The sequence below is a fragment of the Sphingopyxis granuli genome (assembly GCF_001559015.1).
In the GTDB taxonomy this organism is placed as follows: Bacteria; Pseudomonadota; Alphaproteobacteria; order Sphingomonadales; family Sphingomonadaceae; genus Sphingopyxis; species Sphingopyxis granuli.
On record NZ_CP012199.1, the window covers coordinates 459,954 to 483,648 of the forward strand.

Annotated in this window: 18 protein-coding genes; 9 read left to right on the forward strand and 9 right to left on the reverse strand. The window is 66.6% G+C overall.

Going from position 1 to position 23,695, the window contains the following annotated elements:
• Window positions 1-81 precede the first annotated feature (81 nt).
• Window positions 82-2,277, reverse strand: coding sequence for a TonB-dependent receptor (locus SGRAN_RS02205; protein ID WP_067180413.1), 2,196 nt, complete (start codon window positions 2,275-2,277; stop codon window positions 82-84).
• A gap of 119 nt (window positions 2,278-2,396) precedes the next feature.
• Between SGRAN_RS02205 and SGRAN_RS02210 the strand changes: the two genes are divergently transcribed.
• Window positions 2,397-2,900, forward strand: coding sequence for a DUF3237 domain-containing protein (locus SGRAN_RS02210; RefSeq protein ID WP_067180415.1), 504 nt, complete (start codon window positions 2,397-2,399; stop codon window positions 2,898-2,900).
• A gap of 185 nt (window positions 2,901-3,085) precedes the next feature.
• Here SGRAN_RS02210 and SGRAN_RS02215 read toward each other — a convergent pair whose 3' ends face one another.
• Complete coding sequence (locus tag SGRAN_RS02215; protein WP_067180417.1) at window positions 3,086-4,252, reverse strand: CaiB/BaiF CoA transferase family protein; 1,167 nt, start codon at window positions 4,250-4,252, stop codon at window positions 3,086-3,088.
• A gap of 137 nt (window positions 4,253-4,389) precedes the next feature.
• On the opposite strand from SGRAN_RS02215, the gene SGRAN_RS02220 reads away from it, so the two are divergent.
• Window positions 4,390-5,304, forward strand: a complete 915-nt coding sequence (locus SGRAN_RS02220; RefSeq protein ID WP_067186824.1) for a hydroxymethylglutaryl-CoA lyase — start codon at window positions 4,390-4,392, stop codon at window positions 5,302-5,304.
• A gap of 12 nt (window positions 5,305-5,316) precedes the next feature.
• Here SGRAN_RS02220 and SGRAN_RS02225 read toward each other — a convergent pair whose 3' ends face one another.
• Window positions 5,317-6,462, reverse strand: coding sequence for a CapA family protein (locus tag SGRAN_RS02225; protein WP_067180419.1), 1,146 nt, complete (start codon window positions 6,460-6,462; stop codon window positions 5,317-5,319).
• Between the two features lie 155 nt (window positions 6,463-6,617).
• Between SGRAN_RS02225 and SGRAN_RS02230 the strand changes: the two genes are divergently transcribed.
• The 4 genes from SGRAN_RS02230 (at window position 6,618) to SGRAN_RS02245 (ending at window position 13,895) form a co-directional block, all read left to right on the forward strand.
• A complete protein-coding gene (locus SGRAN_RS02230) occupies window positions 6,618-9,509 on the forward strand; it encodes a TonB-dependent receptor (RefSeq protein ID WP_067180420.1) in 2,892 nt (963 codons plus the stop codon).
• A gap of 62 nt (window positions 9,510-9,571) precedes the next feature.
• On the forward strand, window positions 9,572-11,110 hold the full coding sequence (locus SGRAN_RS02235) for an AbgT family transporter (protein ID WP_067186828.1): 1,539 nt from the start codon (window positions 9,572-9,574) through the stop codon (window positions 11,108-11,110).
• Window positions 11,107-12,939, forward strand: a complete 1,833-nt coding sequence (locus tag SGRAN_RS02240) for a CocE/NonD family hydrolase (protein WP_210434192.1) — start codon at window positions 11,107-11,109, stop codon at window positions 12,937-12,939. Before SGRAN_RS02235 ends, SGRAN_RS02240 begins: the two co-directional genes overlap by 4 nt.
• Before the next feature lie 2 nt (window positions 12,940-12,941).
• Window positions 12,942-13,895, forward strand: coding sequence for a LysR family transcriptional regulator (locus SGRAN_RS02245; RefSeq protein WP_067180424.1), 954 nt, complete (start codon window positions 12,942-12,944; stop codon window positions 13,893-13,895).
• Window positions 13,896-14,013: 118 nt separating this feature from the next.
• On the opposite strand, the gene SGRAN_RS02250 is transcribed toward SGRAN_RS02245, so the two are convergent.
• Window positions 14,014-15,672, reverse strand: coding sequence for a long-chain fatty acid--CoA ligase (locus SGRAN_RS02250; RefSeq protein ID WP_067186830.1), 1,659 nt, complete (start codon window positions 15,670-15,672; stop codon window positions 14,014-14,016).
• 181 nt (window positions 15,673-15,853) lie between these two features.
• Here SGRAN_RS02250 and SGRAN_RS02255 point away from each other — a divergent pair, with 181 nt between their 5' ends.
• Complete coding sequence (locus SGRAN_RS02255; RefSeq protein WP_067180425.1) at window positions 15,854-17,032, forward strand: acyl-CoA dehydrogenase family protein; 1,179 nt, start codon at window positions 15,854-15,856, stop codon at window positions 17,030-17,032.
• A gap of 13 nt (window positions 17,033-17,045) precedes the next feature.
• Window positions 17,046-18,161 carry an acyl-CoA dehydrogenase family protein gene (locus tag SGRAN_RS02260; RefSeq protein ID WP_067180427.1) on the forward strand — a complete coding sequence of 372 codons (1,116 nt, stop codon included), beginning with the start codon at window positions 17,046-17,048 and terminating at the stop codon, window positions 18,159-18,161.
• A gap of 65 nt (window positions 18,162-18,226) precedes the next feature.
• Here the strand turns inward: SGRAN_RS02260 and SGRAN_RS02265 are convergent, their stop codons facing one another.
• Together SGRAN_RS02265 and SGRAN_RS02270 are read right to left on the reverse strand one after the other, a co-directional pair.
• Window positions 18,227-19,798, reverse strand: a complete 1,572-nt coding sequence (locus tag SGRAN_RS02265; protein WP_067180429.1) for a rhodanese-like domain-containing protein — start codon at window positions 19,796-19,798, stop codon at window positions 18,227-18,229.
• Window positions 19,795-20,382, reverse strand: coding sequence for a cysteine dioxygenase family protein (locus SGRAN_RS02270; RefSeq protein WP_067180430.1), 588 nt, complete (start codon window positions 20,380-20,382; stop codon window positions 19,795-19,797). Before SGRAN_RS02270 ends, SGRAN_RS02265 begins: the two co-directional genes overlap by 4 nt.
• A 164-nt stretch (window positions 20,383-20,546) precedes the next feature.
• Here SGRAN_RS02270 and SGRAN_RS02275 point away from each other — a divergent pair, with 164 nt between their 5' ends.
• Window positions 20,547-21,152 (forward strand): glutathione S-transferase family protein, encoded by a 606-nt coding sequence (locus SGRAN_RS02275; RefSeq protein ID WP_067180432.1) that lies wholly within the window; start codon window positions 20,547-20,549, stop codon window positions 21,150-21,152.
• An 18-nt stretch (window positions 21,153-21,170) separates the two neighbouring features.
• On the opposite strand, the gene SGRAN_RS02280 is transcribed toward SGRAN_RS02275, so the two are convergent.
• From SGRAN_RS02280 to SGRAN_RS02290, 3 genes are all read right to left on the reverse strand, one after another.
• Entirely contained in the window at window positions 21,171-22,208 is a 1,038-nt protein-coding gene (locus tag SGRAN_RS02280; protein WP_237233719.1) for a YeiH family protein, read from the reverse strand.
• Between the two features lie 77 nt (window positions 22,209-22,285).
• Complete coding sequence (locus tag SGRAN_RS02285; RefSeq protein WP_067180434.1) at window positions 22,286-22,735, reverse strand: nuclear transport factor 2 family protein; 450 nt, start codon at window positions 22,733-22,735, stop codon at window positions 22,286-22,288.
• A gap of 15 nt (window positions 22,736-22,750) precedes the next feature.
• A complete protein-coding gene (locus SGRAN_RS02290) occupies window positions 22,751-23,683 on the reverse strand; it encodes an SDR family NAD(P)-dependent oxidoreductase (protein WP_082737044.1) in 933 nt (310 codons plus the stop codon).
• Between the last annotated feature and the right edge of the window lie 12 nt (window positions 23,684-23,695).

Sequence of the window (23,695 nt, forward strand, 5' to 3'; positions counted from 1 at the left end):
AAAACCGAACACACTATAGAAAAACGGCCCCCTCCGCAGATGCGGAGGGGGCCGCCTTCACCCCAGGGACTGGCCCCTGTTTTAGAATTTCACTCCGGCCTCGATCGCGATGTTGCGCGGCGGTTCGACGAACAGGATCGAGCGTTCCGAGGTGGTGATCGGGACCGGCAGGCGGAAGGCGCTGCCGGTGGTCAGCTTGTCGGTCAGGTTCTTGCCGACCAGCGCGATGTGCCAGCTGTCGTCCTGCGGCGCGAATTGCAGGCGCAGGTCGAGCTTCGCATAGCCGCCCTGATAGCCGTAGAGCGGGCTCTGGTCGTCGGAGTCGAAGAAGCCCGAGCGGCCGCCGAGCACCGCCGTGCCGTCGAGCTTGTAGTCGCTGACGTCGACGCGACCGTGGACCGCGACGTTGCCGGTGAACTTCGACGTATAGGGCAGGCGGCGCCCGCTGAGATCGCAGATCGGGCCCGTCATGCCGGCCAGGCAGGGGGCGTCCGGATAGCGATCATATTTGATGTCCTGATAGGCGGCCGACGCCGTGATGTCGAAATAGCGGCTCGGCGCGATGCGCAGCGAGGCCTCGACGCCCTTCGCCGTCGCCGACGCCGCGTTCTTGGTGATGTAGGACGAGGAATCGGGGTCGTAGCCCGAGGTCTGGAGGTTGGTGAACTTGGTATTGTAGACCGACATGTTCAGGGTCGCGCGGCCGTCCCACAGCGTCGACTTGATGCCCGCCTCCCAGTTGCGCGAGCGTTCGGGCTTGTAGACGAAGGTCGCGTCGGTGGTGCCGAAGGTGTTCGACACGAAGCCGCCCGACTTCGACCCGCGGCCATAGACCGCATAGACCATCAGGTCGCGCGACAGGTCGTACTGGACCGTGATCGACGGATCGGTGAGACCTTCGCTGATCGAACCGCTGGCCGTGGTCAGCGGCCGGAACATCTGGCCGTCGAGCAGCTTGCCGCTGAACGTCCCGTCCTTGTGCGTGTTGGTGTAGCGCAGGCTGCCGATGATCCGCACGCCTTCGACCGGACGCACGGTCGCCTGACCGAATACCGACAGGGTGCGCGATTTCTGGTGGAAATAGAGTTGGTTCAGCGAAACCAGATTATAGGCGCGCAGATCGTAGTAGAGAAAGGGATCCACATTGTAGCGCGCAGTGTCGTAATAGGCGCCCACGACATATTCGAGCGTGCCGCCGGTCGGCGACAGCAGGCGGAGTTCCTGCGAGAACTGGTGGAAATTCTCGGGATATTTGTTGGCGACCGAATTTTCGACGACCGGACCCGCGGGCGTCTGCTGGTCGAAATAGTTGGTGACGTCGCCGTTGAACCACGAATAGCCGGTGATCGAGGTCAGCGTGTGGTCGCCGACCTTGAGATTGGCGATGACCGAACCGAGCACCGAGCGGTTGCTATAACCTTCCAGGCCGAGCGGATATTCCTCGGTATAGCGCTCCAGCTTCGGGCGCTGGCTGGTGTTGACGGGACTCGACACGCCGAGCCCGCCGATGCGGTCGTAGTTCGATATTTCGAGCTTCGCCGACATGTCGAAGCTGTCGCTGGGTTCCCACAGCGCGCTGACGCGGAACAGCTGCAGCTTGTTGCGCGGGTCGTCGCGGCCGGTCGCGACGTTCCGGATATAGCCTTCCTGATTCTGGAGCCGCGTCGCGACACGCAGGCTCAGCGTGTCGCTGACCGGGCCGGAGACATAGCCGGTCAGGTCATAGCCTTCGAGGTCGAAATTATAGGTGCCGGTGACGCCGCCCTCGAACGACGAGGTCGGACCGGCGCTGACGACGCTGACCGCGCCCGCCGGCGTGTTCTTGCCATAGAGCGCACCCTGCGGCCCGCGCATCACCTCGACGCGCGCGACGTCGAAGAAGGGGTTGAGCGCCTGGCGCATCTTGCCCGCGTAGATGCCGTCCATATAGACGCTGACCGCCTGGTCGAACGAGAAGTTCTGCGGCGGCGAGCCGAAGCCGCGGATATAGATGGTGTCGTTGCCGTTCGTCTGCTGGACGAAGACGTTCGGGACGTAATTCTGCACCGCCTTGAAGTCGGCGGCGGCGAAGTCGGCGATGCGCTCGCCGCTCACCACTTCCATCGAGATCGGCACATCCTGCAGATTCTGCGCGCGCTTCTGTGCGGTGACGATGATCTCGCTGCCGGTCGCGGCGGTGTCGGCGGCATCCGCGGCCTGCGCCATCGCCGGCGCCGCGCCCGCGGTCATCGCGGCCAGGGCCACGCCGGATAGCAGAATCGGATGAAGAAACTTCATGTGCACCCTCCCTTTTCGTTGTTTCGGCATCCCGATAGCGTCCGGGGTCCGTCAATCTGATTGACCCTTAGTATACTAATGGTTTTATACTGTCCATAGCTTTGGCAGGAGGATTCAGCATGACGCAGCAGGATAAGGCACCGGTTCCGGCGGGACTCGAAAGCCGCCACCTGTGCACGGTGGAGTTCGATGTCGGCGGCGGCATCATCGCGATCGGGGCGTCGCCCTTTGGCGAGCAGCGCGTCGGCTATGTCACCGGTGGCCGCATCCTGGGGCCGCGAATCACCGGCGAAGTGCTGCCGGGCGGCGGCAACTGGCCGCGTTCGGGCCGGATCGGCGACGCGGCGGTGGGCACTTTCGACGCGCGCGCGGTGTGGAAGACGGACGAGGGCGACCTCATCTACCTGACCTATACGGGACGCAGCCTGATCCCCGACGACGTCCGGGCGCTGTTCGCCGACCCCGCGAAGCCGCCGGTCGATCCGTCGCGCTATTATCTGCGCATCGCCGCGGTGTTCGAGACGGCGAGCGAGACCTACGGCTGGCTCAACGGCACCCTCGCGGTCGGGGTGGGCGAGGTCACCAGCTTCGGCGTACGGCACGTCTTCTACGAGATCGGGTGACGGTTCCGCCGTTCCGGAGCGTAGGGATTTTGAATGGACCCGCTTGCGTCATTGCGAGCGGAGCGAAGCAATCCAGGGCGGTTTACGCTACTCTGGATTGCCGCGCGGCTGCGCCGCTCGCAATGACGGGTCGTTTGGGGGCGCCTTATCCCTCGCTCCATTCGCGATGACAATGCGCTGGCGTCCTATCCCTCGCGCCCCAGCCAGCGTTCGAGCACCGCGTCGGTGTCCTGTCCGACCGCGACCGGGGCGGGGCGGCGGATGCTGCCGGGCGTCGCCGACAGCTTCGGAAAGACGCCCTGCATGGTGACGGTTCCGAACTCGGCGTCGGGCACCGTGACCAGCGCCTCGCGCGCGGCGAAATGCGGGTCGGCCATCATCTCCCCGGCGTCGTAGATGCGCCCGGCGGGGACGCTCGCCTCGATCATCTTCGCTTCGAGTTCGGCGACGGTCAGCGTCGCGGTCCATGCGGCGATCAGCGCGTCGAGTTCCTCCTGATGCGCGCCGCGCGCGAGATGGGTCGCATAGCGCGGGTCGGCCGCAAGTTCGGGCCGCCCCATCGCTGCGGCGAGGCGGGCGAAGATGGCGTCGCCGTTGGCGCCGATCAGATATTCGCCGTCGCGGCACGGATAGACGTTCGACGGCGCGATCCCCGGCAGGGTCGATCCGGTGCGCCGGCGCCGGGTGCCGCTGACCGAATAGTCGGACACGGTCGATTCCATCACCTGCAGCACGGCTTCGTAGAGCGCCGAATCGACGATCTGTCCCTCGCCCGTCCGCTCGCGGTGGTGGAGTGCGGCGAGCGCCCCCATGCAGCCGTAGGTCGCGGCGAGGGTGTCGCCGATCGAGACGCCCATGCGCGCGGGCGGCCGGTCGGGATAGCCGACGATGGCGCGCCACCCGCCCATCGCCTCGCCGATGCCGCCGAAGCCGGCGCGCGCCGCATAAGGGCCGGTCTGGCCGTAACCCGACACGCGCACGACGATCAGCCGCGGGTTGGCGGCGCGCAGGTCGGCGGGGTCGAGATTCCATTTCTCGAGCGTGCCGGGCTTGAAATTCTCGATCAATATGTCGGCGCGTGCGGCGAGGCCGCGCGCCAGCTGCTGCCCCTCGTCCGACCGCAGGTCGCAGGCGACCGAATATTTGTTGCGTGCGATCACGCGCCACCAGCTCGGCTTGTCGCCCTGGCCCCAATGACGCATCGGGTCGCCGGTCCCGGGGGGTTCGAGCTTGACGATCTCCGCCCCCATGTCGCCGAGCAGCTGGCCGCAGAAGGGACCCGCGATCAACTGTCCCATCTCGACGACGCGAATGCCGTCGAGCGGCCCCTTGCTCTTCCCCGTTGCAGTCATGATCTTCCTTTCGGCATCGATGTCGGTTCATGATAGGGCGCCGGACGCGATCCGTCGTCCCCCCTTGGCTTCGATATACTTAGAGTGCTATGTATTTTTCAACCGCCAATGGGATGGCGAATGCGGAAGGGCAGGCGATGACGGGGTTTCGCAAGGTCGAGATGGTCGAGGTCGGGCCGCGCGACGGGCTGCAGAACGAGGCGGCGGTGGTCGCGACCGCCGACAAGGCCGAACTCGTCCGCCGCGCGCTGGCCTATGGGGTGCGGCGCATCGAGGTGACGAGCTTCGTCAACCCGAAGAAGGTGCCGCAGCTCGCCGACGCCGAGGAACTGGTGGCGCTGCTCCCCGACCGCGACGACGTCACCTACATCGGGCTGGTGCTCAACCGGCGCGGCGCCGAGCGCGCACTGGCGACCGGGCGGATCGACGAGCTGGGCGCGGTGTGCGTGACGAGCGATACGTTCGGAATCCGCAATCAGGGGCAGAGTTCGGCCGAATCGCTGGCGGCGGCGACCGAGATCGTCGCGCGGGCGAAAGCGGCGGGGCGCGGCGGCCAGATCACCATCGCGACCGCCTTCGGCTGTCCCTTCGAGGGAGAGATCGCCGCGGCGCGCGTCGTCGAGATGGCGAAGCGCGCCGCCGACGCGGCGCCGCGCGAGGTCGCGCTCGCCGACACGATCGGCGTCGGCGTCCCGGCGCAGGTCGCCGAACTGGTGGGTCGGGTGCGCGAGGCGATCGCGCCGCTGCCGGTGCGCGTGCATTTCCACAATACGCGGGGATCGGGGCTCGCCAATGTCTGGGCGGCGGTCGGCGAGGGCGCGGCGAGCGTCGACGCGGCGCTCGGCGGACTCGGCGGCTGCCCCTTCGCGCCGGGCGCGGCGGGCAATGTCGCGACCGAGGATGTCGCCTATATGCTCGAACGCAGCGGCGTCGCGACCGGGCTCGCGCTGCCGGGAGCGGTCGAGGCGGCGGGCTGGTTCACCGGCGTGATGGGCCGGCCGCTGCCCGCGATGGTCAGCAAGGCGCCTGTCTTTCCGCCCCCCGCTGCCTGAGCGCGGTGCGCGCTAGGACGGATCGACCTTGACGGTCCAGCCGCCGCGGCGCGACTGCTGGGGCGGCCCGAAGCGTGCCGATGCGCCGAGCCGGTCGCTGAGCGCCTCCAGCCGCTCGGCGACGGACCGCGCCGACGCGGCGGATGCCAGCCGGGGACTGCCCCGCACGCGCCGCCCCTCGTGGACGAGCCCCCGGGCGTCGAGCTGGACCGGGACCAGCCGCGTCGCCGCGACCCGGCCGTCGACAAGGTCGAGTTCGGCGATCGCCGATTGCCACGCCTCGGGACCATAGGCGCCGTCGGGCTTTTCGGACTGGAATATGAAGGACGACAGCCCGTGGAACAGCGGCGCGCCGCGATGAAATTCCATGCCTTGCAGTTCGGGAACGCCGTGCGCGACGAAGGTCGCGGCGCCCGCGTCGACGGCGCGCCGCGCCAGATCGCGCTGCCACGCCGGCGTGTCCGACTTGCGCGGCTCCCAATAATGATTGTGAAGATAGGCGATCACCGTCGCGCCGCCGGTCGCGGCGAAGCGGATGGCGCCGAGATAGCGTTCGACGTCGGCCGCGACCAGCGCCCCGTCCGGTTCGCGCCGCAGCTCGTTGACGCCCGGCCGCGTCGCGGTCGCGGCGGCGCCGTCGCGGATCGCGCCCGCCGCCGCCGCGACCAGCGCGACCCGCCCCGCGACGCCCGGCGCGCTGGCCTGCGCCAGGTCGCGGCCCGTCCCGGCAAAGGCCAGCCCGCGCGCCCGCAACGCCTCGATCGTCGACACGATGCCGCCGGTGTCGAGGTCCCAGGCATGGTTGTTCGACGTCGCGACGATATTGACGCCGATCGCCTGCAGGCAGTCGATCACCTCCGGTTCGGCGACATGGAGCACCTCGCTGTCCGCCGGGCGCGTCGACCGGCCGGCCAGCGGTCCGCCGATCACCGTTTCGAGGTCGGTGAAGACGAGGTCGCGTCCCGCCAGTATCCGCCGGAATTCGCCCAGGCCCTGCCAGCCGATCCGACGCAGATCGGTCTTGATCAGCGATTGGCCGAGCAGGCTGATGCGCAGCGGGCGACGCCCGGCTCCCGCCACGACCGGCAGGAATATCAGGGGAAAACCGGCCTTCAGCAGCAGCCGCCGCGTTGGCGTATCGAAACCGGTCGACCCCATGACTCATCCCCCTTTGATATCAGCCATACAAAGATTGTTTGGATCGGGGCAATCTCATGCGCTTTCGTTATGACTGCATCCGCGAGCGTCATAATATTTTTCGCCGCCGCGCTTCCTCCTAAGCCGATGCGCGAATCACAAACTTGGGGGACATCATGATCATCGCATCCGCTCGCTTCGCTCGGCGCCGTCATCTGGCCAAACTGGTCGCTGCCGCTGGAATCAGCCTCGGCGCCCTGGCCTGGCCGACGCTCGCGCAGGCGCAGGCATCGGGCGATGAAGCGGCCACGGCGTCGGGCGGCGGCGACATCATCGTCACCGGGTCGCGCATCGGGCGCAAGGATGCCGATTCGGTCGGGCCGATCCTGACGCTGACGTCGGAGGACATCATCAAGTCGGGCACCTCGTCGATCGGCGACCTGCTCCAGAAGCTGCCATCGGCGGGGGTCAGCCTCAATTCGAACGGCACGCAGGGCACCTCCTACGGCGCAAGCTCGATCAACCTGCGCTATCTGGGCGGTGCGGAGGGCAGCGGCAATCGCGTCCTCGTGCTCGTCGACGGCCATCGCTGGGTCGACGGCGTCGGCCAGCGCGGATTCCGCGACTTCGTCGATCTCAACACCATGCCGCAGGGGATGATCGACGGTATCGAGATACTGAAGGACGGCGCCTCGGCGATCTATGGCGCCGACGCGATCGCAGGCGTCGTCAACATCAAGACGGTGCAGCCGTTCGACGGGTTGCGCGGGTCGGTCCGCGCCGGAATCACCAGCCATGGCGACGGCGCCGAACTGGGGGGCAAGCTGACGGTCGGCAAGACCTGGGACCGCGCCTCGATCATCCTGTCGGGCAGCTATTCGCGAACGCACGCGATCCGCACCGACGCGCGCCAACTGACGACGCGGACGCTGGTGCCGCAGACCGCGGTCGGCACCAACCCCAACGGCCTGTTCATCCTGCCGGGCCTCGCGAACAACGGCTATTTCGGCACCGCGGCGGGCTTCGCCAGCTCGGCGAACCCGATCGTGCTCAATCCGGGCGCGACGATCGGCGCGGGCAATCTGGCCGACAACGCCTTTCACGTCGGCGCGCTGCCGGGCGACGCATACAACACGCAGGCGCAGGGCATCTATTCGGCGGGGCCGTCGGAACGCTACGGCGTCTATGGCCGCTTCGACTATGAACTGGCCGACGACGTCACGATCCGGATCGACGGCGTCTACAACCGGCGCAAGTCGAACCAGCTTTTCTCGCCCGTCCTGCTCGACGTCGGCGGCACCGCGGGAACGGTGCGCGGCTTCGCGATTCCGAACAATCAGGCGTATAATCCCTTCGGCACCGCCAACGGCGTTCCGGCCGCCAATGCGCTCGCCTTCGGCGCCAACAGCGCGTGGCGCATCCGCAAGGTGATGACCGACGTCGGCAACCGCAACAATGTGCAGGATGTCGAAACGATCCGCCTGTCGGTCGGCGTCGACGGCAGCGTCACGATCGGCGGCGGTGAATGGCGCTGGGACGTCTTCGGTTCCTATGCGAAGAACAGCATCCACACGATGGCGGAGAACGGCATCAACTACGACAATCTGTTCCTCGGCCTCGGCTCGCCCGCGACCTGCGCCGCGACGGCGGGCTGCGTGCCGATCAACCTGTTCGCCCCGATGACCGAGGCGCAGGCGGCCTATATCCGCTACACGACGCGCGAGTATAATCGCACCGAACTCTACAACGCCGCCTTCAACGTCACCGGCAACCTGTTCGACCTGCCGGCAGGGCCCGTCGCGCTCGCGGTCGGCTACGAATATCGCCAGAACCGCGGCTTCGACGCCCCCGACGCCTACGTCAACGCCGCGTCGCGTTTCCTGGCGTCGCAATATGCGACGACCACCTCGCAGACGCGCACCGCGACGGTCGGCAGCTACGACCTGCACGAGGCCTATGCCGAGCTCAACGTGCCGATCTTCCGCGACCAGCCCTTCGCCGAAAGCCTCGAGCTGAGCCTGGCCGGCCGCTATTCGGACTATTCGACCGTCGGCAACAAGGTGACGCTGAAGGCCGGCGTCGGCTATCGCCCGATCGAGGACATCCTGTTCCGCGGCACCTATTCGCAGGGCTTCCGCGCGCCGTCGATCCTCGAACTCTATCAGGGCGCGCGCCAGACGAGCTTTCAGGGCAACGATCCCTGCAACGGCGGCGCGGCGGCCAATCCGGGGCTGCCCGGCTGCGCGGGCGTGCCGGCGGGCTACAACCAGATCAACTATAATCTCAACGGTCTGATCCCCGGCGTCATCAGCGGCAACACCAGCCTGAAGCCCGAAACCGCCGATACGTTCAGTGCCGGGATCGCCATCTCGCCGCGCGGCGTGCGCGGGCTGTCGCTGACGGTCGATTACTACAAGATCAAGATCAAGGATGCGATCGCGTCGCAGACGCCGACCCAGATCATGCAGCTCTGCGCGGTGCGCGGCGGCGTCTTCTGCGACCTCGTCAGCCGCGACGCGGGAACCGGCGCGATCCTCGAACTGCTGCAGGGGGCGCAGAACCTCAACTCGATCACCACCGACGGGGTCGATGCGACGCTGCGCTACGATTTCAGCACCGGCATCGGGCGCATCTCGGCGGTGGTCGACGCCTCCTGGCTCCATTCGTTCAAGACGACTGCGCCCAATCCGGCGGGCGGCGCCCCGATCGTCGACGAACGCGCGGGGCGCGGCGATTCGCCGCGCGCGACCTATCCGCACTGGAAGGGACAGGCGTCGCTCGGCTGGACCGGCGACACCGCCGACGCGACGCTGCGCGCGCGCTACATCGGTCCGACCACCGACGTCGTGAATGCGGTGAAGGATGCGCGGACGCGGTCGATCATCTACACCGACCTCGAAATCGGCTTCGCCATCGCCGACGACGCGGCGCGGTTCAGCCTGGGGGTCAACAACCTGTTCGACAAGGCGCCGCCGGCTTCCTACGCCAATGCGCCGATCAACTACGACATCTATACCTATGACGCGCGTGGCCGCTTCCTCTACGCCAGCTTCTCGGTGAAGATGTGATCGGACGGCCGCGCCGGCACCCCGGCGCGGCCACCGAAACGGGATTGCGGGGCGGGTCGGCGATGCCAGCGAACAGCAAGACGCAGAAATGGCTCGACCGGGTCGAGCGCTGGGGCAATGCCCTTCCCGACCCGGTCTTCATCTTCCTCGGCCTGATCGCGCTGCTCGTCGCGGTGTCGGTCGCGGCGGCACAGCTGGGCTGGAGTGCGGTCCACCCGGTCACGGGCGCGACCCTGACCGCCAGTAGCCTGCTTTCGGCCGAAAATGTCCGCAAGCTGCTGACCCTGATGCCCGAGACGATGGCGGATTTCCCGCCGTTGGGGCTGATCCTGGTCGTCATGCTCGGCGCGGCGGTCGCCGAGCGGTCGGGGCTGTTCACCGCGCTGATGACGCGCGCGATGCGGGGCGTGTCGAACCGCTTCCTCAGCCCAGCCATCTTCCTGATCGGCCTGTTGTCGCATCAGGCGGCCGACGCGGCCTATGTCGTGCTGATCCCGCTCGCGGCGATCATCTTCGCGGCGGCGGGTCGGCATCCGTTCGCGGGCATCGCGATCGCCTATGCCGGCATTTCGGGCGCCTTCGCCGCCAATCTGCTGCCCGGACAGTTCGACGTGCTGATGCTGGGGATCACCAAATCGGCGGCGGCGCTGCTGGGCCCCGCCCCGATGCTCAATCCGCTCGGCAACTGGTATTTCACCGCGGCGCTCGGCCTGATCCTGATCCCGATCACCTGGCTGGTGAACGACCGCATCGTCGAACCGCGGCTCGGCGTCTGGACCGATCCGCCGCCCGAAGGCGACATGGAGGATATCGCCGACCCCGCCAGCCAGCGAAAGGGCCTGCGCCGCGCCGGGATCGCGGCGCTCGTCATCGCCCTTGCCTTCGCGGTGCTGGCGCTGTGGCCCGGTTATAGCCCGCTGATCGACGCGGGCGCGACGGGGCCCGCGCGCCTCGAACCCTTCTATTCCTCGCTCGTCGCGGGCTTCATGCTGCTCTTCCTCGTCTGCGGCTGGATCTATGGCGCCGCGGTCGGCACGGTCCGCTCGCACCGCGACGTCGTGAAGATGATGACCGAGGGGCTCGCGACGATGACCCCGTTCCTCGTCATCGCCTTCTTCGCCGCCCATTTCATCGCGATGTTCGCCTGGTCGAACCTCGGCCCGGTGATGGCGATCAACGGCGCCGACTGGCTGCGCGCGCAGCAGCTCGCGACGCCGGTGATGCTGATCCTGCTGCTGCTGATGTCGTCGGTGTTCGACCTCGTCATCGGGTCGGCGTCGGCGAAGTGGAGCGCGATGGCGCCGATCGTCGTGCCGATGCTGATGCTGCTCGGCGTCTCGCCCGAGATGACGACCGCGGCATACCGGATGGGCGATTCGATCTTCAACATCGTCACCCCCGTCGCGTCGAACTTCGTGCTGGTGCTGGTCCTCGCCCAGCGCTGGCGCGCCGATTTCGGTGTCGGGTCGCTGATCGCGCTGATGCTGCCCTTCTCGATCGCCATCGGGCTGACGGGCCTGTGTCTCGTCGGCCTGTGGACCGGCCTCGAACTGCCGGTCGGGCCGGGCGCTCCGGCCACTTATGCGATGCCGCTTCCGTGACCGGCGTCCTCATTCCGAACGTCATGGTGCCGATGCGTGATGGCGTCCGTCTTGCCACCGACGTCTATCTTCCCGAGGGCGCAGCAGACATCCCGCTACCGGTGCTGCTCGAACGCACCCCCTATGACAAGCGCGGCACCAACCATGCCGACTTCTCCGTCGCCGACGAAGTGCCGCTTTCGAAGCCGGAGATCGCGCGGATATTCGCGGCGAACGGCTATGCCTTCGTGCTTCAGGACTGCCGCGGCCGCTATGCCTCCGAAGGCATGTTCCGCAAATATCTGTCGGAGGCGGAGGACGGCGCCGACACGCTCGCCTGGATCATGCGCCAGCCGTGGTGCAACGGCCGGATCGGCACGCTCGGCCTGTCCTACAGCGCGCATGTCCAGGCGGCGCTCGCGACGCTCGACCCGCCCGGTCTCGCCGCGATGTTCCTCGATTCGGGCGGTTTTTCGAGCGCCTATCACAGCGGCATCCGTCAGGGCGGCGCCTATGAGCTCAAGCAGCTCACCTGGGCGCTGAAACATGCGCAGCTCGCGCCCGAGACGATGGCTGATCCCGCGCGCCGCGCGGCGCTCGAGGCCGTCGACATCCGCCGGTGGATCGGGGTCGAGAAATGGCGGCCCGGCCATTCGCCGATCAGCGCCGCCCCCGAATATGAGGATTTCATCCTCGAACAGTGGAACGAGGAGGGATTCTCCGACTTCTGGAAACAGCGCGGCATCTATGCCCGCGGCTGGTACGACGCCTTCGCCGACGTGCCGATGGTGCATATGTCGAGCTGGTACGATCCCTATGCGCTGACCGCGGTCGAGAATTTCGTCGGGCTGTCGCAGCGCAAGCGCGGCCCGGTGAAGCTGATCATGGGGCCGTGGACCCACGGCAAGCGCTCGCTCACCTGGTCCGGCGATGCTGATTTCGGCCCGCAATCGACGCTCGATCATCTGTTCGGCGACTATGTCGCGCTGCGCCGGCGCTGGTTCGACCGCCACCTGAAGCGGGAGGGCGCCGATCCGCTGCCCGAACCCGTCTATCTCTTCACCATGGGTGGGGGGTCGGGACGGCGGCTGCCGAGCGGGCGGCTCGACCACGGCGGGCGCTGGCGCACCGCGCCGGCGTGGCCGCCACCCGACATGGCGATGACCCCCTTCCACCTGCATCCCGACGGCGGCCTCCGCGCACAGCCTCCGGCCGCGCCGGGCCGGTGCAGCTTCGTCCACGATCCCCGTCATCCGGTGCCGACGATCGGCGGGGCGATCGCGTCGGGCGCGCCGGTGATGGAGGCGGGCGGCTACGATCAGCGCGAGGCGCCGGCCTTCTTCGGATCGCGGGCGCCCTGGCGGCCGCTCGCCGATCGGGCCGACCTGCTCGTCTTCGAAACCCCGGCGCTCGATGCCGACGTCGAACTGACGGGACAGGCGGTCGCCGATCTGTTCGTGAGCTCGACCGCCGCCGACACCGATATCACGATCAAAATCGTTGATGTTTATCCGCCGAACGCCGACTATCCGGACGGCTATGCGCTCAATATCGCGCACGGCATCTTGCGGATGCGGTTCCGGGATTCGTTCGAGGCGCCCGAACCGATGGAGCCCGGGAAGGTCTATCGCGTGCGGATCGCCTCTTTTCCGATGAGCAACCTGTTCGCGAAGGGGCATCGCATCCGCGTCGAGATCGCGGGCAGCAATTTCCCGCATTTCGACATCAACCCCAATGTCGACTGGCGCGTGCCCGGCCTGCCGCCGGTCGCGGCCGAAAGCAGCGTGCATCTGGGACCGCGCGCGGGATCGCGCCTCCTGCTGCCCGTCGTTCCCGCAAGGGCGGGCTGAGGATGCGCAAGCCGCTGGCACCCGCGGGCGTCGAGCCCGACAAGGATGTCAGCTTCCGCGCGCTGCGCGTCTTTGCCGAGATCATGCGGACCGGCTCCGCGACCGCCGCCGGCAAGCGACTTTCGCTGTCGCAGCCCGCGGTCAGCCGCCTGATCGCGCAGCTCGAGGCGCAGGTGGGCTTCGACCTCTTCTATCGCGACCGCGGCAAGCTGGTCCCCACCGCCGACGGCGTCAAGCTGCTGCAGGAGGTCGAGCTGACGCTTGCCAGCCTCGACCGCTTCAACAGCCTGGTGCGTGACATCGCCGGCTATTCGGCCGGAACCGTCCGCATCGTCGCGCCGCCGAGCTTTGCCGAAGGGGTGCTGCCCGACATCGTCTCGCGCTTTCGCGAGCGCTTTCCGGGGGTCGAATTCAACATCGATTCGCGTAGCGTCGAAACCGCGCGGACGATGATCGCGATGCGCTACGTCGACTGCGGCTTCGTGAAGCTGCCGATCGACGAGAGCGACCTGGCGGTCGAGCGGATTGTGGCGAACGGTTCGGTGTGCGTGATGCGCCGCGATCATCCGCTGGCAGCGCTCGCCGCCGTCACGCCCGCCGACATCGGCCAGCATCCGCTGATCCTGCTCGGCGCCGGCCGCTATTGGCGCACGCAGGTCGATGCCGCCTTCGCGGCTTTCGGACTGCGCCCGGTGGTCGCCATCGAAACGCACACCCACGGATCGGCGTGCGCGCTCGCGGCGCGCGGCAACGGCATGGCGATCCTGAACGCGCTGCTCGTGAAGCCCTATCTGGACCCGGCACTGGTAACGCGCCCCTTCGATCCGCCGATCACGCACGAATATGCCTTCGCCGTGTCGAACGTATCGCGCCCGTCGCGCCTGACCGAAGAATTCCGGAAAGAGGTCCGCCGCTATTTCGATAGCCGCGCGTCACAGGGCGCGCTGCAGGCGTAGGGCGCGCGCTATCGAAATCTGCGGGTGAGAGTTTTTCAAACCGCAGCGAACTGTCATTCTGAATCTCTCGGAGAGGGGTTCTGATGAACCAACCGACCACTATCGAAACGCCAGCCCATTACAGTTCCTGATCGATATTGCCGCGATCGGCGAAATGATCGCCGTGGCGCGCTCGCAATTCGGTCTTGAGAAGCTTCCCCGTTGCCGTGTGCGGCAGGTCGTCGACGAACAATATATCGTCGGGAAGCCACCAGCGCGCGACATGCGCGGCGAGATGGTCCAGAATCTCCGCCCGGTCGCCGTTTTCGCCGAGATGCAGCCGGATCAGCATCAGCGGCCTTTCCTGCCATTTGGGATGGGCGACACCTATCACGGCCGCCTCGGCGACCTTGGGATGCGCGACGGCCGCATTTTCGAGGTCGATGGACGAAATCCATTCGCCGCCCGACTTGATGACGTCCTTGGCACGATCGGTGATCTGGAGGAAGCCGTCGGCGTCGATCCGGGCGACGTCGCCGGTATCGAACCAGCCGTCGGCATCGACGGCGCTTCCCGATGCCTGACCGTGATAGGCGTTGAGCACCCAGGGGCCGCGCACCTTGAGCAGACCCGATAGCTCGCCGTTTCGCGGCAGCTCGCGGCCTTCTTCGTCCTCGATTCGCAGTTCGACGCCGAATACCGCGCGCCCCTGCAGCGCGCGCAGGTCGATCTGCGCGTGCGAAGGCAGGTCTGCATGATGAGCCAGCGGACGGCAGACGGTGGCGACGGGGCTCGTCTCGGTCATCCCCCACGCCTGTATCGTCTCGACGTCCAGAAGCGTGCGGAATTGTTCGATCAATGCACGGGGTGTCGCGGCGCCGCCAGTGAACACCCGGTTGAGCCTGAGGGCCGCCCGCTCGTCGCTCGATCGCTCGCGGCGCAGATGATCGAGAAGGGCCAGCCAGACCGTCGGGACGCCGAGCGAGAAGGTGACGCCCTCGTCGCGCATCAGATCGTGAAGCGAGACGGGATCGAGTGCCGAGCCGGGAAGGACGAGCTTCGCGCCCGCCATCGCCGCGGAATAGGGAATTCCCCACGCGTTGACGTGAAAGAGCGGCGTCACGACAAGGATCGAATCGGCAGCGGCGAGCGCCATGGAGTCGGCCGCGAGTGCGCTCATCGCATGCAGCACCGTGGACCGATGGCTGTAGAGGACGCCTTTCGGATTCCCCGTCGTCCCCGACGTATAGCATAATGCGCTCGCCGAATTCTCGTCGATGATCGGCCAGCGCTCGATCGGGCGCGCTTCGGCGATCAGGCCGTCATAGGCGATGGGGGTGGTGATCGTCGTTGCCGGTATCGCCGCCTGCGGCGCGAGGACGATCACCCGTTCGATCTTCGGCAGGTCGGCCAGCATCGGTTCGACCAGTGGCAACAGGTCGGGATCGACGCAGAGCACCCGCGCGCCGCCATGGTCAAGAATATAGCGGATCTGTTCGGGAAACAGACGCGGATTGACCGTGTGCAACACCATCCCGGCCGCGCTGACCCCATAATAAAGCTCAAGGTGCGGCAGGCGATTCCACGCCAGCGTCGCGACGCGGTCTCCGGGACGAAGTCCCAGGCCGGCCAGCGCCGCTGCGACGCGGCGTGCGCGGCTTTCCACGGTCTGCCAGTTCGACCGGGTCAGCCTTCCGTCTTCGCCGCGCGACACGATCTCGCGGAGCGGATGATTGGTCGCGGCATGCTGGATCAGCATTGCGGTCGTCAGCTGGTGCGCCTGCATCGCGCCGAGCATCATCTCTCTCCTTCCAAAGCCGGACTGCGACCTGATCGCGTGCCGCGGCGCGCAAGCGAAGCAGGGCATGATGCGTGCCCCGACAATCACATTTGCGAAATTGGCGCTCTCGCCGCCGGACCGCGAGCCAGGCGGCGGCGGCCGTGGCTATGGGCACCCCAAGCAGGATGGGAGATGCCCGATGAATCTGGCCCTGACCCCCGAAGACCGGGAATTCCAACGAGAGGTCCGCGCCTTTTTCGCGAATGCCATTCCCGACGCATGGAAAACGACGGTGCGTGCCGGACTGCGGCTGCCGCCCGAAACATTGACCGCCTATCAACGCTGCCTGGCCGACCGCGGCTGGGGGGCGCCCACCTGGCCGACCGAATATGGCGGTACCGGCTGGACGCCGCAGCAGCTCCACATATTCTGGTCGGAAGCTTCGGCCGCCGATGCACCTTCGCAATATCACCAGGGGCTCGAACTGATCGGACCGATCATTTTCACCTATGGTAGCCAGGCGCAGAAGGATTTCTATCTGCCGCGCATCATCAGCGGCGAGGACTGGTGGTGCCAGGGTTATTCGGAGCCGGGCGCGGGATCGGATCTGGCGGCGCTACGCACGCGGGCGCTACGCGATGGCGATACCTATATCCTGAACGGCCACAAGATGTGGACCAGCTATGCCCATGTCTCGACCCGCATGTTCGTGCTGGCGCGCACCTCCAGCGAAACGCGGCGGCAACAGGGCATTTCGCTATTACTCGTCGACATGGACACCCCCGGCATCAGGGTCAGCCCGATCCGCACGCTCGACGAAAAGCATCACACGAACGAGGTGTTCCTCGACGATGTCCGCATTCCGGCCGCGAACCTGGTCGGCGAGGAGGGCATGGGCTGGAATTACGGCAAGGTCCTGCTTGATCGCGAGCGGATGGTCGCCGCTGCGACCGCGATGTTCCTGCCGCAGACGCTGCGCGCAGTGCGCGCCGCGGCCGCGCGGTGGCGGACATGCACGGGTCCGTTGATCGAACAGCCCGGCTTTCGTGCGAAGCTGGCGCAGGTGGAGATCGAGGCGCTGGGAGTGCAATCCATGGTTTTGCGCCTGATGGCCGACGCGGCGGCGGGCGCGGATTCGGGACCGCGCGGATCGATGGTCAAGTTGCGCTGGTCCGAACTCATACAGCAGGCGATGGCCCTGTGGATCGAAGCGCTCGGGCCGCAAGCGCAGCATTTCGAATCGCTCGATGACGGCGGCCTGTCCGACGACATGCCGCTGGCGCTTCAGGGCGCGCTCTTCTCGCGTGTCACGACCATCTATGGTGGGTCGAGCGAGATTCAGCGCAACATCATCGCGCGCCGCGCGCTCGGGCTTTGAAGGGGAGGGGCCGATGCAGTTCGCCTATAGTGACGAGCAGCAGATGCTGCGCGACAGCGTCGAGCGTTTCGGCGAAGAGGAATGGAACGCCGCCGACCGCCTGAAGCGCCTGGCCGAAGGCCCCGCGGGCGGTCGCCGCCGCTGGGCGAAGATGGCCGAACTCGGATGGCTGGCGCTGCCGATTTCCGAGAGCGAGGGCGGACTGGGCGGCGGGCCGGTCGAGGTCATGGCGATCATGGAAGGCATCGGCCGACACCTGATGACCGAGGCTTATGCCAGCCATTGCGTCCTTGCGCCGGCGCTGATGCGCGGCGGCGGCGAACATTGCGCGGTATTGCTCGAACAACTCGGCGCCGGCGCGATCCGCATCGCCGCCGCGTTGATCGAGGATAGCGGGTTCGACCCCGCATCGATCCGCACCGAAGCGCTCGCCGATGGCGGTGGCGTTCGTTTGTCCGGCACGAAAATCCATGTCGAGGACGGGGCCGACGCCGACTGGTTTCTCGTTTCGGCGCGCACGTCGGGAAGCGTCGGCAGCCGGGACGGCATCGGCCTCTTTCTCGTGCCCTGCGATGCGGACGGACTCGACGTCCGGCGATTCCGGTCGGTCGATGGGCATCGGCATGCCTCGCTCGTGCTCCGCGGAGTCTCCGCCACCCCCGTCGGACAGGTGGGGGAGGCGGCCGATCGGATCGATCTGGCGATGGATCGCGCCATTCTCGCCGTGCTGGCGGAATCGGTCGGTTCGATGGAAGCCGCTCTTGCGGCGACGCTGGACTATGTCCGGACGCGCCAGCAGTTCGGCGCGCCGATCGGAACATTCCAGGCGGTGCAGCACAAGCTGGTCGACATGAGCCTCGCCTGCGAGGAGGCGCGCGCCCTGACGATGGTCGCCACGGCCCAATATGCGCAGACGGCATCGGATGCGGCGCTGGTGGCGGCGGCAAAGGTCCGCGTGGCCCAGTGCGGCATCGCCGTCACCCAGCAGGCCGTCCAGCTGCACGGGGGTGTCGGAACGAGTGAGGAACTGGTGGTCAGCCATCATCTGCGACGCCAGATGATGCTGGAGCTGGCCTTCGGGGATGCGTCCTTCCACAAGGCCCGCTTCGCCGACGCCTCGTTCCGGTAGGCGCGTCGCGTTCATCGCGGCGGCGATTCTGGCGGGCTGCCGGGATCGGCCCGGCAGCCGCATGTTCAGATGACGAAGAAGCCGTGCGTGCCGTCGCGCTCCAGCTGGGCCACCAGCCCGAATTCCCAATCGAGATAGGCCTGCATCGCTTCGACCGGGTTGTCGGTGCCTTCATAGGGTCGTCGATAGCGATCGTCTGCCGCGGTAAGCCGTTGACCGGCTCCGGCGACCCATGCCAGCCCCTCGCTGCGCCAGACCCGATTGCCGCCGTCGAGGGCGAGGACCTCGGCATTCACCAGCGGCTGCAATTCGATGGCCGCGAAGCGCGCCGTATAGCCGTCTTCGCTTGTCACCACGATCCGGCCGAACGTGTCGAGAGCCGCAACCGCATCGGCCAGGCGACTGCGCATCGCGAACATGGCGTCGGGAATATGCCCTTCCGAATAGCATGTGCTGAGCGATACATCGACGACACCGCACGCGGCATCGCCAGCCATGTCGTGCAACTCGGTCGCGGTGATCGTCGGCGCTTTGGGCGCGGGCGGGCGTGGGGCTTCATGCTCGCCGGTCGCCAATTCGCCGTCGAAGCCGCCTTCGAGCACATAGGCATCCCATCCCATCTGGGCGAGCCAGGAGGCGGACATGTCGGCGCGAGGCCCGATGTCGTCGGCCAGCACGATGCGGGCGCCGCGCACCGGCGCATACATGTCGGTCTCCTGCACGAGCTGCCCGCCGGCGATGTTGACGAACCCCTCGATATGGCCCTTCCGATATTCTTCCGCGGTTCGCACGTCGAACAGATAGAGCGTCCGCGACCGATCGTCCTTCAGCGCATCGAGCTGTTGGGGGGAGAGGCGTTTCACTCCGGCGCGGTAGGAAACTGCCTGCGCCGCGGTCCGGGCATCTTCGCGCTCCTTTTCGTCGACGTCGGGGAAACTTTCGGTGTGACCGTGATTCAGTTCCTGCCCGGCCAGCGTCCATCCGATCGTGCCGTTGCGAAGCGCCATCACTCTGTTCGGCAACCCCGCGTTGATCAGCGATTGTGTCCCGATCAGGCCGCGCGTGCGCCCCGCGCAATTGACGATGATCGTCGTTGCCGGGTCGGGCGCGATCGTCCGCGCGCGCATTACGAGTTCGGCACCCGGAACGCTGATCCCATGCGGAATGCTCATCCGCTGATATTCGTCGAAGCGGCGCACATCCAGAACGACCAGGTCTGCGTCGCTCTCGATTAGGGCGCGAGCGTCCTGCGGGGAGACGGACGGGGTATGGCGGCGGGCCTCGACCAGTTCCCCAAAGGCCTTGCTGGCCGAATTGACATCTTCGAACAATTCATAGCCGGCGCCCTTCCACGCGGAGAGCCCGCCCTTCATGACCGAAACATCGGTATAGCCGATCGCCGTCAGACGATCGAAAGCCGGGACCGCATATCCTTCGCCGTCATCATAGACGACGACCGGTGTTTCCTTGCGCGGCACGAGGAGGAGGATGCGCTGTTCGAGATGGCCCAGGGGCAGGTTGGCGGCGAACAGGGGATGGCCGGTCGCGAACGCCGCCTCTCCGCGAAGGTCGAACAAGGCGATCTCCCTTTGCGATAGCAGCGCGAGACGGATCGCTTCGGGCGTCGTGAATTTCATTGCGGCAGGCTCCCCGGCCAGTCGTCGGGAACGTGCGCCGCGGAATAGTCCGAGACGAAGCTCCGTCGCTGCCCGTCGATGGTGTAGATGTGGCGTTCGATGCGGCCGATGTCGCCGCCATACACATGGATGCTGACCGACGCCGTTTCCGCGGCGTTGCTGACCCTGTGAATATCACCGGTTTCGGGGTCGAGAACCGCGACGTCCCCCGGATGCAGTATCTGCGTGCCGCCGGCAACCAGCGATCCCTGCCGTCGATGGAAGCCCTGCGAGGCTTCCCGCCCGCGAAGCATGCCCACGAGCCCCCATGTGCAATGATCGTGGATCGGCGTCGACTGGCCGGCCGCCCAAACGAAACTGACGACGCTGAAGCGCGCCCGTGGATCGAGATGCAGCAGATATTGCCGGTAGCTTCGTGAATCGGGGAGCGCGAAGGGCGCCGGCAGCCAATCGTCGCGCGCCACGAGGTCGGACAAGAGGCTGGCGCCCCGATCGAGATCGGGCCGCCGATTCCACCCGTCGACCGCCTCGGTGAATTGGGCGATGAATCGGTTCCAGCGCGCGATGGGAAGGGCCGCGTTCATCCATCGACCGATAGCGCAGCAGAAATGCCAATGCCCGCCGGACGGCCGCGCGGCCGGCTTATTTCATGCGTGATTTGGATCGCAGACGGGCAAGTTCCATTGCAGCGCCGGGGCTGATCCGGCGGTGTGCCTGCGCGAAATTCATCGAAAAGGAAAATAGGGTCATGATTCTTCATCACGCAAAAGGAAGCTGTTCGCTCGGAATCCTCGTGCTGATCGAGGAATTGGGGATCGATTGCGAGGTTCGTCATGTCGATCTGCCCGGCGGTGAGCAGCGAACGCCGGAATTCCTGGCGATCAATCCGAAGGGCAAGGTGCCCGCGCTGATCCGCGACGACGGTCAGGTCATCACCGAATGGCCGGCCATCGCTTCCTATCTCGCGGCCCTGAAACCGGAACGGCAACTGCTGCCTGCCGATCCTCTGGGTCTGGCTCGTGTTGTCGAAGCCGTCGAATATGTCGTTTCGACCATGCATATGCAGGGGTTTTCGCGAATCGTCCGGCCCGAGAATTTCTGCCCGGAACGGGATCAGGCCGAACAAGTGAAAGAGCGGGGGCTCGAGATTTTTCGTTCGGGTTTCGACCTGTTCGACAGGGCGCTGGAGGATCGGCCGTTCGTCGCCGGATCATTCTCGATCGCCGACGCGGCGCTCTTCTATGCCGAATGGTGGATGGTCAATCGGCTGGACGGCCGATTGCCGCGCAATTGCAACGCACATTATGAGCGCCTGATGGACCGCGCGGCCGTGCGGCGCGCCCTCGATCGCTAAGACGGGCGGCGTCGCCGGTCAGACTCCCAGACGGACCGCGGCGAGGGTGATCGCCAGGGCGGTCAGCGTCGCGGCGGCGACGACGATCAGCTGCCTGCCGCCGCTGCCGGTCAACTGCCGCAGCGGCGAACGAACCGCCGTTGCCGTCACGGCCGCCGCCAGCAAGCCCGCGGCCAGGCGATCCGCCTGAGTTCCCACGAATCCGGGAACGATCCCCAGCGAGTTGATCCCGGCCATGACGAAAAAGCCGACCACGAAAAGCGGGACGCCGGGGCGCCGTCGACCGGCCGTTTCCGTCCGGAAGCAGAGTGCGATGATCGCCAGTACCGGGGCGAGCAACGTCACCCTCGTCAATTTGACGATCGCCGCCGTCTGCCCGGCCGCGTCGGAGAAGGAATAGCCCGCTCCGATCGCCTGCGAGACGTCGTGGATGGCGGCGCCGAGCACGAAACCGGCGTCGATGTCGCCGAACGAAAGTTTGTGCAGCAGGATGGGATAGGCGATCATCGCGATGGCGCTCATGCCCGACACCCCCACCAGCACCAGCGTGAGCTGCGCCTGGCTGATCCGCCGTTCGCCAAGGGTGGATGCGATCGCCATCGCCGCCGACGCGCCGCAGATTCCGACCGCGCCGCCGGCGAGCACCCCGAAGCCGTTGCCAAAGCCGAGCAGGCGGCTGATCCCCACGGCGACCAGCATCACCGACGCCATGACGATCATCGTCGCGATCAGGACGCCCGGACCCAGGTCGGCGATCTGGCCGAAAGTGATCCTGAGCCCGACGAGCACGATGCCGGCGCGGAGCAGATATTGCGATGCGAAGGCCAGCCCCGCGTCGAGCCGCTCGTCGGCAGACAGGAAGTTCAGGGCAAGGCCGGTCAGCAACGCCGTCAGCGTCAGCGGCATGGCATAACGGTCGGCGATGAATCCGGCCGCGAGCGTCGCCATGCAGACGACGACGAGCCCCGGCAACAGGCTCCGCCACGTGTGGCCCGGGCGGTCGATGATGTCGCCGTAAAGGTCGCATGCCATGGGATAGGGCGAGGATCCGGCCATGGAATCTCCTGCGGCCCGCGGCGGCGAGCCCTGAGCGGATGGAAAGGGGATGGGCCGGCCGGCAGAGGCCGGCGACGCTATCGGGCGTCCAGATCGATCACGCGCGTCAATTCCCGACGCGCGATCTTCCACCCTTCGGGCGTGCGTCGATATTGGTCGCGATATTCGCCGACAAGCTCGACCCCTCCCATGGCGACCGGAAGCGAACGGTCGCCCGCCGGGCCATAGATCGCCAGGCCGATGCAGAAGCCTTCCGCACGGTCGGGACCATGGACGATGATCCTGGGATTGACGAGCAGATGCCGGCGCAGCCTGTCGGAGTGGACGATGATCTGATCCATCGCCGCGCGCAGACCGTCATGGCCGGACACCTCGAACACGGGTTCGGGAACGACGCGCGAAAAGACGCAATCCTCGGTCCACAGCGTCAGGAACGCCTCGATGTCGAGTGTGTCGTTATAGATATTATAATCGACCATCAGTCTGTGGCATTCGCGCTCGATGAGCATCTTGTCGAGTTCGTTCATCGGTGAATCGACCTTCTAGCGGAGACCAGCAGTCGCGGCGCTGCGGTCATCCTCGGAATAGGCGGGGTTGCGCGAAGCGGCGAGCAGCCAGTCCGGATCGACATACCCGTCCTGAGCCGACGATCCGATGTCGCGCCGTATCGCCGCATAGCGTTCTTCGATAAGGCCGGCATATTCGGGATGCGAGAAGATGTAGAAATCATTGTCGCGGATGGCGCGCAGAACGCGACGACCGACCGAGACCGGCTCCATCATCTCCGGATTGATCGGCCGGTTCGACAGAAAACCTGCCTCGCGATCGAAACCGGAGCCCAATTGCTCGTTGCGGCGCTCGGCGGACGTGGTGTCGAGGCTGCTCTGGACGCCGCCGGGACATAGAAGCGAAACGCCGATATTGCGAGCCGCAAGCTCTGCACGCAGCGACTCGGACAGCGCCGTCACCGCATATTTGGAGGCGCTGTAGGTCGCGAGGCCGGGCGGGGCGATCAGTCCCGCCATCGATCCCGTATTCACGATGTGCCCCGCCGCCCCCCGTGCGACGATGCGCGGAACCATCGTGCGGACGCCCAGAAACGCCCCCGCGACATTGATGTCGAAGACAAGCCGGAAAAGCTCTTCGTCGGTTGCTTCTAGAAGTAGCCGCGTTCCATCGGTCCGTCGTCCCTGTCCGACGCCGGCATTGTTGCAGAGGATGTCGACTGCCCCGAATCGGGCTTCGGCATCGTCGGCCGCGGCTTTCCATGATGTTGCAGAGCGCACGTCGAGGTCGACGCCGTGGCAGGCGAAACCGCTTTCCGACAAGGCGCCGACCGCCGTCTCCCGCCGCTCGGCATTGACGTCGGCGATGACCAGCTTCATCCCCGCTTCGCCGAAGGCCTGCGCCATGCCGAAGCCGATGCCGCTGGCGCCGCCGGTGATGAAGGCGACCTTCCCCTCCACTCGTTCCATGTCGATGTTCTC

What these genes read in the sequence shown, in the direction of transcription:
- SGRAN_RS02215 (WP_067180417.1), bottom strand. Translation starts at nt 4,252, where the DNA reads ATGACTGCAACGGGGAAGAGCAAGGGGCCGCTCGACGGCATTCGCGTC.
- SGRAN_RS02280 (WP_237233719.1), bottom strand. Translation starts at nt 22,208, where the DNA reads ATGGCCGGATCCTCGCCCTATCCCATGGCATGCGACCTTTACGGCGAC.
- SGRAN_RS02275 (WP_067180432.1), top strand. Translation starts at nt 20,547, where the DNA reads ATGATTCTTCATCACGCAAAAGGAAGCTGTTCGCTCGGAATCCTCGTG.
- SGRAN_RS02285 (WP_067180434.1), bottom strand. Translation starts at nt 22,735, where the DNA reads ATGAACGAACTCGACAAGATGCTCATCGAGCGCGAATGCCACAGACTG.
- SGRAN_RS02265 (WP_067180429.1), bottom strand. Translation starts at nt 19,798, where the DNA reads ATGAAATTCACGACGCCCGAAGCGATCCGTCTCGCGCTGCTATCGCAA.
- SGRAN_RS02250 (WP_067186830.1), bottom strand. Translation starts at nt 15,672, where the DNA reads ATGCTCGGCGCGATGCAGGCGCACCAGCTGACGACCGCAATGCTGATC.
- SGRAN_RS02290 (WP_082737044.1), bottom strand. Translation starts at nt 23,683, where the DNA reads ATGGAACGAGTGGAGGGGAAGGTCGCCTTCATCACCGGCGGCGCCAGC.
- SGRAN_RS02245 (WP_067180424.1), top strand. Translation starts at nt 12,942, where the DNA reads ATGCGCAAGCCGCTGGCACCCGCGGGCGTCGAGCCCGACAAGGATGTC.
- SGRAN_RS02230 (WP_067180420.1), top strand. Translation starts at nt 6,618, where the DNA reads ATGATCATCGCATCCGCTCGCTTCGCTCGGCGCCGTCATCTGGCCAAA.
- SGRAN_RS02235 (WP_067186828.1), top strand. Translation starts at nt 9,572, where the DNA reads ATGCCAGCGAACAGCAAGACGCAGAAATGGCTCGACCGGGTCGAGCGC.
- SGRAN_RS02260 (WP_067180427.1), top strand. Translation starts at nt 17,046, where the DNA reads ATGCAGTTCGCCTATAGTGACGAGCAGCAGATGCTGCGCGACAGCGTC.
- SGRAN_RS02225 (WP_067180419.1), bottom strand. Translation starts at nt 6,462, where the DNA reads ATGGGGTCGACCGGTTTCGATACGCCAACGCGGCGGCTGCTGCTGAAG.
- SGRAN_RS02255 (WP_067180425.1), top strand. Translation starts at nt 15,854, where the DNA reads ATGAATCTGGCCCTGACCCCCGAAGACCGGGAATTCCAACGAGAGGTC.
- SGRAN_RS02220 (WP_067186824.1), top strand. Translation starts at nt 4,390, where the DNA reads ATGACGGGGTTTCGCAAGGTCGAGATGGTCGAGGTCGGGCCGCGCGAC.
- SGRAN_RS02205 (WP_067180413.1), bottom strand. Translation starts at nt 2,277, where the DNA reads ATGAAGTTTCTTCATCCGATTCTGCTATCCGGCGTGGCCCTGGCCGCG.
- SGRAN_RS02210 (WP_067180415.1), top strand. Translation starts at nt 2,397, where the DNA reads ATGACGCAGCAGGATAAGGCACCGGTTCCGGCGGGACTCGAAAGCCGC.
- SGRAN_RS02270 (WP_067180430.1), bottom strand. Translation starts at nt 20,382, where the DNA reads ATGAACGCGGCCCTTCCCATCGCGCGCTGGAACCGATTCATCGCCCAA.